Consider the following 12,550-nt stretch of genomic DNA (forward strand, 5'->3'; position numbering starts at 1 on the left):
CGCCGCCGTCCCAAGTCGGTGATCCTCAGGAGAGGGGCGGCACATGACCTTACGTGTCCGCGTCAGCGTGTCCATGATCCTGTTATTGATCATGTCCCTCACCACGACCCCCGCGCGCGCCGCGACGGCGGGAGACGTGGTCTCCGCACAGCCCACCACCGTCTACCTCCTGCCGGGCAAACTGCTCGAAGTGCCGGTCAACGCCTGGCACATCCTCTACAACTCCACCTCCGCCATCGGCGCGCTCAACGCGGTGTCCGGCACACTGCTCGTGCCCAAGAGCGGCTACCCCCTCGGCGCACGCCCGATCATCGGGTACGCCACCGGCACCCACGGCCTCGGCGACCAGTGCGCCCCGTCCGTCAGCATGAGGGAGGGCAGGGAGGCCGAGCTCGCGCTGGTCAGCCTGTTCCTGCTCAAAGGGTTCGCGGTGGTCGTGACCGACTACGAAGGCCTCGGGACGCCGGGGCAGCACACGTACATGGCCGGGATCTCGCAGGGCCACGCCGTGCTCGACGCGGTCAGGGCGGCCACGCGGGTGCCCGGTGCCGGGTTGTCGACCCGGGCGCCCGTCGCCGTCATGGGCTACTCCCAGGGCGGCGCGTCGGCCGGATGGGCCGCCCAGCTGCAGCCGACGTACGCGCCCGAGCTCAGGCTCAGAGGCGTGGCCGCGGGCGGCGTGCCGGCCGACCTGCACGCCGTCGCGAACCACCTGGACGGCGGTGAGAACTTCGGGCTGGCCGCGGCGGCCGGGGTCGGGCTCGACGCCGCCTACCCGGAGCTCGACCTCGAGGCCGATCTCAACGACCGGGGCCGGGCGCTGCTCGCCGACGCCGCCGACGACTGCGTGGGTGATCTCGACCGGCTCGCCGGACTCCGCTTCTCCGACCTGAGCCCGATCGACCTGCTCAACCAGCCCAAGTGGCTGGCGCGGCTGGCCGAGAACCGGCTCGGGGCCGTGGCGCCGCGGGTGCCGATGTTCCTGTACCACGCCAGAGGTGACGAGATCATCCCGCTTGCGGTGGGGTCCACGTTGCGGTCGGAGTACTGCCGGGCCGGGGCGAACGTGCGGTGGACCGCGCTGCCCGCGCCCGATCATGTCACGGGGGCCGTCGAGGGTGGGCCGCTCGCCATCGAGTGGCTGACCCTGCGGATCCTCGGGCTGCCGGCGTTCGGCAACTGCTAGCGGCCTGCGATCCGACAGCCGGGCCCGGGGCAACCCGGGTCCGGCCGTCGGCGCGAGGGGCCGCTCCTCCACTGCCCCGGCCGGCACCTCACGGCCCAGGCCGTACAGGCCCGGCCATCCCACGCTGTGCCGTGCCGTGCCGTGTCGCACCGTGTCGTGCAGGGCCGGGCGCTTGTGCCGTGCCGTGCCGTGTCGCACCGTGTCGTGCAGGGTCGGGCGCTTGTGCCGTGCCGTGCCGTACCGCGACGTGGGGGCGAGCCGCGGGCGGAGGGTGTGGGCGGCGATGGGATGGTGGCGGGGTGCTGGCATGATGCGCATATGACTGACGTGAACGGGCTTTCCATCGGCATCCTCGGCGGCACCGGCGACCAGGGGAAGGGGCTGGCGCGGCGGTTCGCGCTGGCGGGCCATCAGGTGCTGATCGGGTCGCGCAGCGCGCAGCGTGCCCAGGACGCGGCCGACTCCATCGGCGCGGGCGCCACCGGCGGCGAGAACGCCGCCGTTGCCGCCCAGGCCGACATCGTGATCGTGGCGGTGCCGTACGAGGGCCACAAGGCGTTGCTGGAGTCCCTGCGCGCCGAGCTGGCCGGGAAGATCGTGGTGGACTGCGTGAACCCGCTCGGGTTCGACAAGCAGGGCGCGTACGCGCTGCCGGTCGAGGAGGGCAGCGCCGCCCAGCAGGCCGCGGCCGTGCTGCCGGACAGCCGGGTGGTGGCGGCCTTCCACCACGTGTCGGCCGTCGTGCTGATGGATCCGGCGGTGGACAAGGTGGACCTGGACGTCCTGGTGCTGGGCGACGACCGCGAGGCGACCGACACGGTGCAGGCGCTGGCGGACCTCATTCCGGGCGTTCGCGGCGTATACGGCGGCCGGCTGCGCAACGCCCACCAGGTCGAGGCGCTCACCGCCAACATCATCTCCGTCAACCGCCGCTACAAGGCGCACGCGGGGCTGCGCATCACCGACATCTAGCGGAGGAGGTCACAGCCAGCCGGCGTCCTCGGCGATCCGGATGGCGTCGATCTTGTTGCGGGCGCCAGTCTTGGTGATCGCCCCGGTCAGGTAGTTGCGTACCGTGCCGGGGGACAGGTGGAGGCGGGCGGCGATATCCTCGGCGGACGCGCCCCTGGCGGCCTCCCTCAACACGGTGGACTCGCGGGGTGTGAGCGGGCTCTCGCCGTACTCCATCGCCGCCGACACCAGCTCGGCGTCCAGCACCCGCAACCCCGCGGCGGTACGCCGGACCGCGTCCGCCAGCCGGTCGCCCGGGGCGTCCTTGACCAGGAACGCCTCGATGCCGGCGGCCAGCGCCCTGCGTACGTGGCCGGGCTGGCCGAGCGCTGTGAGCACCAGGATGCGGCAGGCGGGGAGCCGCTCGCGGAGCGTGGCGGCGGCGGTGATGCCGTCCAGGACCGGTAGGTCGATGTCCAGGATCGCCACGTCGGGCCGGGTCTCCAGGGCGGTGGGCACGATCTCGTCGCCGCGGGTGACCTCCGCCACGACCTCGATGTCGGGCTCGAGGCGGAGGAGGGCGGTGAGCGCGGCCCGGATCATGTGCATGTCCTCGGCCAGCAGCACCCGGATCATGCCGCGATCTCCGCAGCGTTCCGCACGCTGATCACGCCGGAACCTCCATCGCCAGCAGGAAGCCGCCCGCGCCGGTCGGGGCGGCGGCGCAGGCGCCGCCTGCCTGGACGGCGCGTTCCGTCAGGCCAGTGAGGCCGCCGCCGGGCGGGCCGGTCTTCGGCGGGGAGCCGTCGTTGGCCACCTCCAGCCGCACCGTCCCGCCGCTCACCGCGGTGGTGATCGTGCAGGTGGTGGCCCTGCTGTGGCGCAGGACGTTGGTGACCGCCTCCCGCACGGCCCACGCCAGCGCCTCCTCCGAACGTCGCGGCAGCGTGAGGTCGGCCAGGTGCGCCTGGCAGCCGACCCCTGACGACTCCAGCAGCGCGATCGCCCGGTCCACCTCGCCGCCCAGCGACATCGCCCGATACCCCCTGGCGACCCTGCGTACGTCCTGGGCCGCCTCCCTGGCCACCCGCACCACCTCGACCACTTCGGCTCGTGCCGACGGCGGGTCGCGGTCCATGAGCCGGGAGGCCAGGTCGCCCTTGAGCGCGATCGCGGTGAGGCTGTGGCCGAGCCCGTCGTGCAGGTCGCGGGAGATGCGCTGGCGTTCCTTGAGCACGGCGGCGTCGGCCAGCTCGGCCCTGGCCTGCTCCAGCTCGGTGGTGACGCGGACGAAGCGGACCAGCGCGTACGTCATGGCGCCCGTCGTGGGCACGGTGACCACGTAGAAGGCGACGACCACGGGCACCGGGACGATCATCGACAGCCCGACGCCCTCGTACACCATCATCAGCACGACCAGCGCCGCGCCCCAGCGCAGCGGCAGGAACACCAGCAGGGTCCCGGCCAGCAGCGGCGCGGCCACCGCGGACCAGCCGCCCGGCAGCAGGAAGTCGGGCACGTAGGTGACGACCGCCTGCAGCACGAGCGTGAGCGGGAAGCGCCGCGGGCGCTCGCCCCGCAGCCCCGCCCGCATGTTGACCTGGTGCGTGGCGACGACGGCGGCGATGAGCAGGCCCGCCGCCGCGCCGTAGACGGGGCTGTACAGGAAGTACAGCAGCGCGATCACGGTGTAGGCGACGGAGACGGCCGCGATGAGGCCGCCGGCGAGCCGCATGGCGGAGGTCGAGAGCACAGGCGAATTATGACCTGCGGGGTTCCCAGCGGAACCACAGCCTGATCGCGACCAGCCCGGCGACCGTCCACCCCGCGAGGATGAGGACGGAACCGGCAAGGTCTCCCGTCTTGACCGCGTTCACGACGGCCGTGGTCGGCAGCAGGTCCAGCACCGGTTCCAGCCAGGACGGCAGGGGGATGGGGCCCATCGCGCCCGCCGCCACCCCGCACACCAGGAAGACCGGCATCGTGTACACGGCCGCCAGCTCCGCCCGCGGGATCGCGGCCGTGTAGGCGGCGCCGAGCAGCGACGACACGATCGCGCCCGCGGCCGTGACGGCGGCGTACGCCAGGGGGTCGGCGGGCAGCGGGACGTCGGCGACCAGGCGCACGGCCACCGTGCACACCACGATCATGGCGAAGGTCTGCGTGGCCGTGGAGGCGATCTGCCCGGTCAGGATCTGCCGGTCGGTCAGCTCGCTCGCCCGCAGCCGCTTGAGCACGAGCTGGTCGCGGCGGTTGACCAGCGCCACCGCGATGTTCATGAACGCGGTGATCGACAGCAGGACGGCGAGCGCGCCCTGGAAGATCGGGGTGGCGGCGGCCGCGCCGGTGGTCGTCACGTGCCGCATGAGCAGCGGCATCCCGACGGCGAGCCCCACGGGGGTGACCACCGAGGCGAACAGCATGGCCTTGTCGCGCCAGAACAGGCGGGTGCCGAGACGGTAGGTGGCGGCCAGGCTCATCGGACCCTCCCCGGCAGGTCGAGGAACAGGTCTTCGAGGGTCGCGGCGCGGACCTCGAGGCCGGCCAGCCGCAGGCCGCGCTCGGCCGCCCAGGTCAGCAACGTCTGCGCGGCCAGGTCGGGGTCCTCGGCGTGGCAGACGGCGTGGCCGCCTTCCACGGTGGCCGGCATCGGCAGGTCGCCGGGGTCGACGCCCGCGGGCAGCACGAACGCGACCCGCCCGCCGCGCGTCGCGAGCGTCTCGGCCATCCCGCCCGAGGCCACGATCACGCCCTCATCCATGATCGCCATGGCCGAGGCGAGGCGCTGGGCCTCCTCCAGGTAGTGCGTGGTGAGCAGGATCGTGGTGCCCTGCCCGGCCAGGTCGCGGACGACGTCCCAGGTGGCTCTGCGGGCCTCCGGGTCCATGCCGGCGGTCGGCTCGTCGAGGAACAACACCTCGGGCCGGCCGAGCAGCGCGAGTGCCAGGTCGAGCCGGCGTTTCTCGCCGCCGGACAGCTGCCGCACCTGGGTGCCCGCCCGGCCGGTCAGCCCGGCCAGGTCGAGCGCCTCGTCGCGGGGGCGGGGCGCGGCGGTGAAATCGCGCCAGGTGTCGACGGTCTGCGCGACCGTCAGGTCGGGGAAGAACCCGGCCTCCTGCAGCATGATGCCGGTGCGCCGCCTGAGCGCCGCACGGTCGGCGTACGGGTCGAGGCCGAGCACCCGGACGGTGCCGCCGCCGGCCCGCTGGAAGCCGGCCAGCACTTCGACCGTCGTGGTCTTGCCCGCGCCGTTCCTGCCGAGCAGCGCGAAGATCTCCCCTTCGGCCACCTCGAACGAGATGCCCTTCACCGCCTCGAAGGCCTGGTGGCTCTTGCTGAGCCCGGTCACCTGGATCGCTGTCATGCCTCCGACTATTTCGGGACACGACCTGTGGGCGGCAGTGAAGAATTCACGACTTCCGCGACAGCTTCAGCAGCGCCTCCGTGACGCCCTCGGGATCGACGATCTGGTGGAGGTGCATGCCGGCGACGCGGGTCACGGGCCAGCCCCGCCGGTGGGCCTCGTCGGCGACCTTGTCGTAGGGGGGCCCGAACCACAGGCACGAGCACCGCACCTCGTCCCACCCGGCGGGCACCGGGATGGACTGCGTGTAGTAGTCGAGCGGCAGCCGCGGCTGCTCCGCCGCCACCCGCACGCGTACGGCGGGATCGGGCAGCATGGCCACGACGTCCTCCTCGTCCCACCAGTCGGTCCAGCGCGGCAGCACCCCGTCGGGACCGGCCAGGTCGTGCAGGAACGGCAGGAACGAGTCCTCCGCGACCTTGATCAACCCGTCGCGGGGCGGGATGTGCGCGTCGGCGAACACGCACGCCACCACGCGCTCGCCCAGCCCTTCCTTGATCAGCGGCAGGAAGAATCCCGCATTGCTGTGCGCCACCAGCACCACGGGCGTGTCAGGCGTGGCGTCCCTGACGGCGGCAACCACCCTCGGCCAATAAGGCGGCCCGCCGGTGGAAATGCCGGTCACTTCCGGCACCACGGCGGCGTGCCCGCGGCGCTGCAGCGACTCCGCCACGGGGATCCAGGTCGACGGGCCGACGGAGGGGCTGTGCACGAGTACGAAGGTCGTCTCCACGCCTCCCACACTTTCAGACGATGAGGGTGTGCCGGGACGCCGTTCGCCCGGCTCCGTCGAAGGAAGCCCAGGCCGCGGCCAGGTTGTTCACCGCTCGCGAAAGCTCCTCCGCCGGGAACAGGAAGTGCAGCCGCATGTGGTCGGCGTGCCCGCCCAGCGGGTCGAACGACCTGCCCGGCGGCACGGCGACCCCGTGCCGCAGCGCCACCTGGGAGAAGGCGTCGACGTCGCCGCGCGGGATCCGTACCCAGATCGTCTGGCCGCCCTTGGCCCGCTCGAACGACCACGACGGCAGGTGCCTGCCCAACTCGGCGCACAGATGGTCGTGGCGCTCGCGCAGCGCGCGCACGCGTGCCGCGCGTACCTCGTCCAGACGGCGCAGCAGCGCCGTGGCGGCGAGCTGGCTGAACACCTCGCCCCCGAGGTCGTGCACGGCCCGCAGCCGGGCCAGCCGGGAGATCAGCGGCGCCGCCGCGCGGATCCAGCCCACCCGCAGCCCGCCCCAGACGAGCTTGCTCAGCGACCCGATCGTGATGACATTTTCACCCCGGCTGAACGAGGCCAGCGGCGGCGGCGTCTCGCCGGAGAAGCACAACTCGGCGCAGACCTCGTCGTCGATCAGCGGCACGTCGTGCTCGGCGGCGAGCGCGGCCAGCCGCCTGCGGTCGTGGTTCGCCATGACGGCGCCGTCCGGGTTGCGCGCGGTGGGGACGAAGTAGGCAAAGGCGGGGCGTTCGCGCAGGGCGTCGCGCAGCTGCTCCGGCGTCACGGGCTTGACCACCGCGGCGGCGTGCCTGAACACCTCCAGCGATCCCGGGTACGTCGGCGACTCGGCCAGCACGGTGTCACCCGGCGCCGCCAGCAGCGCGGTGAGCAGCGTGAGCGCCTGCTGAGCGCCCGTCGTCACGATGATCTCGTCCGGCGTCGTCGGCACGCCGCGGGCCCGGTAGTAGCCTGCCAGGGTGGCCCGCAACTCCGCGTTGCCCGCCGGCTGGTAGCCCAGGTCGCGCACGCCGGACAGCCGCGCCCCCGCCTCGGCGTACGCCTCGAACATCGCCGGCGGCGGATCGTGCGGAGCGGCGCACGTCAGCAGGATCACCCCGTCCGGGGGATGCAGGATGTGCTGCAGCAGCGGGTTGGCGACCACGCCGTCGGCCGACCTGGTCGCGGGCAGGTCGAGCGGGGCCACGCGGGTGCCGCTGCCCTGGCGGCGCACCACGCGGCCCTCCTGCTGCAGCAGGTCGTACGCCGCCACCACGGTGCCCCGGCCCACCGCGAGCCGCCTGGCCAGCACCCGGTCGGGCGGCAGCGGGTCGTCCGGCGGAAGCACGCCGTCGTCGATCAGCGCCCGCAGCCGGACCGCCAGCAGCAGGTAAAGAGGCCCGCGCCCCGACGCCCAGCGCCCCAGCAGATCGACGAGGTCATCCAGATTGGCCCCATTCATGGACCAATTCTGCCCGATTGGCTCTCACGCCGGACCCCCGCACGGGAAATCATGGCCACATGACCGAATTCCGTCCCGAGACCAGGGCCGTCCACGTCCCTCAGCCGCCTGTCGAGGGCAGCCGCCCGATCACCATGCCGCTCTACCAGACCTCCGGGTTCACCTTCGACGACCCCGCCGTGATGGCCGACGCGATGGGGCGGCCCGACGGGGCGTTCGTGTACGGGCGCTACACCAACCCCACCGTCCGCTCGCTGGAGCTGGCCGTCGCCGGGCTCGAGGGCGGCGCGGCCGCCATCGCCGCGGGCTCCGGCATGGGCGCGATCAACACCGTCCTGCTCGGCCTGCTCCAGCCCGGCGACCACCTGATCGCCCAGCGCTCGCTGTACGGGGGCACGGCCGCGATGCTCAACGAGCTGGTGAGCAGGTTCGGGATCGCGGTGACGTACGTGCCGGAGAACGACCCCGACGCGCTGCGCGCCGCCGTGCGGCCCGAGACCAGGCTCGTCTATCTGGAGACCATCAGCAACCCGATGACGCTGGTGGCCGACCTGCCCGGGATGTGCGGGGCGGCGCGTGAGCTCGGGATCCCGTCCGTGGTCGACAACACCTTCGCCACGGCCATGTTGTGCCGCCCCTTCGAGCACGGGGCGGACATCGTCATTCACTCCACCACCAAATACCTGGCCGGGCACACCGACGTGGTCGGCGGGCTCGCCGTCTTCGCCGACACCGCGCTCTACGAGCGGATCTGGCACTTCGCGATCGAGCTGGGCGCCTCGGCCGACCCGTTCGCGGCCTGGCTGACGCTGCGCGGCCTGCAGACGCTCGCGCTGCGCATGGAACGCCACTGCTCCAACGCGGAGTTCCTGGCCACCCGGCTGGCCGAGCACCCCGCCGTCGAGGCCGTGCACTGGCCGGGGCTGGCCTCGCATCCGTCGTACGAGCTGGCCGGCAAGCTGCTGCCCGGCTTCGGCGGGGTGTTCTCGTTCGACCTGGCCGGCGGGCGGGCGGCGGGGGAGCGGTTCATGAGCTCCGTACGTCTCGCGCTGCTCGCCCCCTCGCTCGGCGGGGTCGAGACGCTCATCCTGCACCCGGCCACCACCTCGCACCGCGCGCTGAGCGCGGACGAGCTGGCCAGGAGCGGGATCGGCGAGGGCACGGTGCGGATCGCCGTGGGCATCGAACATCCCGAGGACCTCTGGGCCGACGTCTCCCAGGCGCTGTCGTAGCTTTCCGCTCTCCTTAGGGTGTGATTCCATGACTGACGTCGCGTATGAGGATGTGCTGGCCGCCGCAGGGCGGATCTCCGGGCTCGTGCTGCGCACGCCCGTGCTCGAGATCTCGCCCGGGCTGTTCCTCAAGCTGGAGCTGCTGCAACATTCGGGGTCGTTCAAGGTGCGCGGGGCGTTCAACCGCATGTTGTCCGCGGGATCCCTGCCGGACAGCGGGGTGATCGCGGCCAGTGGCGGGAACCACGGGCTGGCGGTGGCGTACGCGGCGAAGGCGCTGGGCGTGCGGGCCGAGATCTTCGTGCCGGAGGTGACCAGCCCGGTGAAGGTGGCCGGGCTGAGGGCGCTGGGTGCGCATATCACCCAGACGGGGGCCATCTACTCGGAGGCCGCGGAGGCTGCCGCCAAGCGAGCCGCCGAGACCGGTGCGTTGAGCGTGCACGCCTATGACCAGGCGGAGGTGGTGGCCGGGCAGGGGACCACCGGGCTGGAGATCATGGAGCAGACCGGCGGCGTGGACACCGTGGTGGTGGCCGTCGGAGGCGGTGGCTTCGCCGGGGGGATCACCGTGGGGACGTCCGCGGGCTCGCCGCGGATCGTCGCCGTGGAGCCCGAGCGGATCCCGACCCTCCGCGAGGCGCTCCAGGCCGGTCGGCCGGTGCCCGTCGAGGTGGGCGGGGTGGCGGCCGACGCCCTGGGCGCCACACGGATCGGGGGCCTGGCCTTCGAGATCCTCTCGGGGCCGCGGGTGGAGAGCGTGCTGGTGAGCGACGAGGCGATCGTGGCGGCTCGCCGTACGCTCTGGGAGCGGCACCGGGTGGTGGCCGAGCACGCGGGGGCGGCGGCGTACGCGGCGCTGCTGTCGGGGGCGTACGTGGCGGAGCCGGGGGAGCGGGTGGCGGTGGTCGTGTGCGGCTCCAACACCGACCCGGCCGCCCTCAGCACCCCCTGACCACACCCTCCCGCCCGGCCGTGGAAGATCCGGCCAGGCCTGGGCGCCCCATCGGTTTGGTCGCGCCTGGGGACCCCCGCCGGCTCAGTCGCGCCTGCGGGCCGTCAGACCGGTCGGCCCGCCGGCCAGTGGCGCCTGCGGGCCGTCAGACCGGTCGGCCCGCCGGCCCTCGGCTCAGTCGCACCTGTGGGGCCTTGGACCGGTCGGCCTGGGGCTTTGGGCCGGTTGGTCCGCTGGCGACTGGCCGCTCGGTCCGCCGTCGGCGTGATGTGCCGCAAGGCGTGCCGTGCGCCGGTGGGGCGGCGTTTCGTGCGGGTGGTCCGAACGTCGGGGTGGTGTTCGGCCGGCCGGGTCCCGGGGTGCTGAGGGATGCGGGGCGGGAGAGGTGGGGGACCGGTCAGGTGTAGGTGTGTTCCGGTGCCGGGAAGGCGCCGGATGCGACCTCGTCGGCGAAGGCGCGCACGGCGCGGTCCATGTCGGCGGCCAGGTCCGCGTACCGCTTGACGAACTTGGCCGGGCGCGGCGTCAGCCCCATCAGGTCCTGCCACACCAGGACCTGCGCGTCCGTCGCGGCCCCCGCTCCGATGCCGATCGTCGGGATCGCCAGTGACGTCGTCACCCGCTCAGCCAGCTCGGCCGGCACACATTCCAGCACCACCGAGAACGCCCCGGCCCGCTCGAGGTCCTTGGCGTCCGCCATGAGCTCGTCGCCCGACTGGCCCCGCCCTTGGACGCGGTATCCGCCCATGACGTTGACCGACTGCGGGGTCAGCCCCAGATGGGCCATGACCGGGACGCCGGCCGACACCAGTGCCTCGACCTGCGGCAGGACCCGGCGGCCTCCCTCGAGCTTGACCGCGTGGGCACCGGCCTCCTTCATGAAGCGGGCCGCCGACTCCAGCGCTTGCTGCGGCGAAGCCTGGTAAGACCCGAACGGCAGGTCCGCGACCACGAGCGCGCGCGACGACCCGCGCACGACGGCCGCCGTCAACGGCAGCAGGTCGTCGACCGTGACGGGCAGCGTGGAGTCGTACCCGTACACGACCATGGCCGCCGAGTCGCCCACCAGCAGGACCGGGATGCCCGCCGCGTCGAACACCCTCGCCGTCATCGCGTCGTAGGCGGTGACCATGGGCCACCGCTCTCCGCGCTCCTTGGCGGCGGCGAGGTCGCGGACGGTGACGCGGCGCCCGGAGGCGCCGCCGTACAGCGTGGTTGAAGAGGACATGCGTAAACCCTCCGGACAACGTCTCGAGGCGCCCCAGTGGCGTCCCCGGACTTCCTTCTGATGATGGCACGCGCGGAAAACCGGTGGCGAAACTGTCGGTGCCTGTTGCCACAATCAACGCGGAGGTAATCAACGACATGGCTCTCGACCCTTACCGACGCCTGCTCAAAATCCGGGGCGTCCCCACGTTGCTGTTGGTGGGGCTGCTGGCCCGGATTCCGGCCACGGCCACGGGCATGGCTCTGACCCTGCACGTGGCCGTCGTGCTCGAGCTCGGCTACGCCAAGGCGGGGCTGATCACCCTGGCGAGCACGATCGGCATGGCGGCCGGCTCGCCGTTGTCGGGAAGGTTGGTGGACAAGCACGGCCTGCGTCCCGTGCTCACCGTCACCACCGTGGCGCAGGCCGCCTTCTGGGCGTGCGCGTGGATGCTGCCGTTCCCCGCCCTGGTCGTGGCGGCGGCGCTGGCGGGACTGCTGGGGCTGCCGGTGTTCAGCGTGATCAGGCAGTGCCTGGCCGCCATGGTGCCGGTCCCGCAGCGGCGCACCGGCTTCGCGCTCGACTCGATCCTGGTGGAAGTGTCGTACATGACCGGGCCGGCCCTGGCCGTGGCCGGCATCACCACGCTGGGCAGCGGCGTGACCATGGCGGTCGTCGGGGCGGGCATGACGGTGGCGGGGCTGGGCCTGATCGTGCTCAACCCGCCCACCCGGTCGGCCGAGGAGCAAGAGAGCCACGAGCAGGCGGCCGGCAGGCTGCCCAGGCGGCAGTGGTTCACGCCGGCGTTCGTGGCGCTGCTCGGCACGGTGGCGGCGGCCACGTTCGTGCTCACCGCGAGCGAGCTGGCCATGGTCGCGACCATGACGAATGCTCATCAGACCGCGTGGGTCGGCCTCGCCGTGGGCATCTGGTGCGCCTACTCGCTGATCGGTGGCCTGGTGTACGGCGGCCTGTCGCGCGGCTTCTCGCCCTGGGTGCTCATCGGTGGCATGGGTCTGCTGACCATCCCGGTAGGCCTGGCCGGCGGAGACTGGCGCTGGCTGATCGTCGCGCTCCTCCCGGCCGGGCTGCTCTGCGCCCCGTCCCTGTCGTCCACCGTCGACGCCGTCAGCGGATGGGTGCCGGCGCGGGCCAGGGGCGAGGCGATGGGCTTCCACGGCACCGCCCTGCTGATCGGCGGCGCCGCCTCGGCCCCCATCGCCGGGGCCGTCATCGACGGAGCCGGCCCGGCGTGGGCGTTCGCCGTGGCGGGCCTGGTCGGGGTGGCCGTGGTGCTGGTCGGCGTGCCGTTCAGGCGCCGCCGCCCGCCGCAGCCCACCTCAATGCCGGCGGTCAAGGCCGCGTCCGAGACCTCGGCCACGGCTCCGTCCACGGCTCCGTCCGCGGTGAGCTGACCCTCGCGGGTCCGTCGCGGCACCGGCGGCTTACAGCGGCACCGGCCTACAGGGGCGTCGGTGCCG

At 73.0% G+C, this 12,550-nt stretch carries 12 protein-coding genes; 5 read left to right on the top strand and 7 right to left on the bottom strand.

Translation table 11 applies throughout. The features are described 5' to 3' along the window. The first annotated feature begins 43 nt into the window (after window positions 1-43). Both EDD27_RS07835 and npdG read left to right on the top strand, forming a co-directional pair. The gene (locus EDD27_RS07835) at window positions 44-1,186 is read left to right on the top strand and encodes a lipase family protein (protein WP_127931769.1); all 1,143 of its coding nucleotides are present in this window, start codon (window positions 44-46) and stop codon (window positions 1,184-1,186) included. 288 nt (window positions 1,187-1,474) lie between these two features. Continuing rightward, complete coding sequence (gene npdG / locus EDD27_RS07840; protein ID WP_127931770.1) at window positions 1,475-2,158, top strand: NADPH-dependent F420 reductase; 684 nt, start codon at window positions 1,475-1,477, stop codon at window positions 2,156-2,158. Window positions 2,159-2,167: 9 nt separating this feature from the next. On the opposite strand, the gene EDD27_RS07845 is transcribed toward npdG, so the two are convergent. The 6 genes from EDD27_RS07845 to EDD27_RS07870 are packed head-to-tail and all read right to left on the bottom strand — an operon-like array spanning window position 2,168 to window position 7,678. Next, the gene (locus EDD27_RS07845) at window positions 2,168-2,773 is read right to left on the bottom strand and encodes a response regulator transcription factor (protein ID WP_127931771.1); all 606 of its coding nucleotides are present in this window, start codon (window positions 2,771-2,773) and stop codon (window positions 2,168-2,170) included. A gap of 31 nt (window positions 2,774-2,804) precedes the next feature. Next, entirely contained in the window at window positions 2,805-3,890 is a 1,086-nt protein-coding gene (locus tag EDD27_RS07850) for a sensor histidine kinase (RefSeq protein ID WP_127931772.1), read from the bottom strand. A 7-nt stretch (window positions 3,891-3,897) separates the two neighbouring features. Beyond that, window positions 3,898-4,617, bottom strand: coding sequence for an ABC transporter permease (locus EDD27_RS07855; protein WP_127931773.1), 720 nt, complete (start codon window positions 4,615-4,617; stop codon window positions 3,898-3,900). Next, on the bottom strand, window positions 4,614-5,501 hold the full coding sequence (locus EDD27_RS07860; protein ID WP_127931774.1) for an ABC transporter ATP-binding protein: 888 nt from the start codon (window positions 5,499-5,501) through the stop codon (window positions 4,614-4,616). Before EDD27_RS07860 ends, EDD27_RS07855 begins: the two co-directional genes overlap by 4 nt. A 46-nt stretch (window positions 5,502-5,547) precedes the next feature. Beyond that, the gene (locus tag EDD27_RS07865) at window positions 5,548-6,234 is read right to left on the bottom strand and encodes an alpha/beta fold hydrolase (protein ID WP_164903532.1); all 687 of its coding nucleotides are present in this window, start codon (window positions 6,232-6,234) and stop codon (window positions 5,548-5,550) included. A 13-nt stretch (window positions 6,235-6,247) separates the two neighbouring features. Then, window positions 6,248-7,678: an aminotransferase-like domain-containing protein gene (locus tag EDD27_RS07870; protein WP_127931776.1), complete on the bottom strand. Its 1,431-nt coding sequence runs from the start codon at window positions 7,676-7,678 to the stop codon at window positions 6,248-6,250. Window positions 7,679-7,737: 59 nt separating this feature from the next. Here EDD27_RS07870 and EDD27_RS07875 point away from each other — a divergent pair, with 59 nt between their 5' ends. Together EDD27_RS07875 and EDD27_RS07880 are read left to right on the top strand one after the other, a co-directional pair. Continuing rightward, a complete protein-coding gene (locus EDD27_RS07875) occupies window positions 7,738-8,910 on the top strand; it encodes a trans-sulfuration enzyme family protein (RefSeq protein ID WP_127931777.1) in 1,173 nt (390 codons plus the stop codon). A 28-nt stretch (window positions 8,911-8,938) separates the two neighbouring features. Further along, window positions 8,939-9,862: a serine/threonine dehydratase gene (locus tag EDD27_RS07880; RefSeq protein WP_127931778.1), complete on the top strand. Its 924-nt coding sequence runs from the start codon at window positions 8,939-8,941 to the stop codon at window positions 9,860-9,862. A 397-nt stretch (window positions 9,863-10,259) separates the two neighbouring features. Here EDD27_RS07880 and panB read toward each other — a convergent pair whose 3' ends face one another. Beyond that, complete coding sequence (panB, locus tag EDD27_RS07885) at window positions 10,260-11,090, bottom strand: 3-methyl-2-oxobutanoate hydroxymethyltransferase (protein ID WP_127931779.1); 831 nt, start codon at window positions 11,088-11,090, stop codon at window positions 10,260-10,262. 137 nt (window positions 11,091-11,227) lie between these two features. Between panB and EDD27_RS07890 the strand changes: the two genes are divergently transcribed. Beyond that, window positions 11,228-12,484 (top strand): MFS transporter, encoded by a 1,257-nt coding sequence (locus EDD27_RS07890; protein ID WP_127931780.1) that lies wholly within the window; start codon window positions 11,228-11,230, stop codon window positions 12,482-12,484. Window positions 12,485-12,550: the final 66 nt, after the last annotated feature.

This window comes from Nonomuraea polychroma (assembly GCF_004011505.1).
Taxonomy (GTDB): Bacteria; Actinomycetota; Actinomycetes; order Streptosporangiales; family Streptosporangiaceae; genus Nonomuraea; species Nonomuraea polychroma.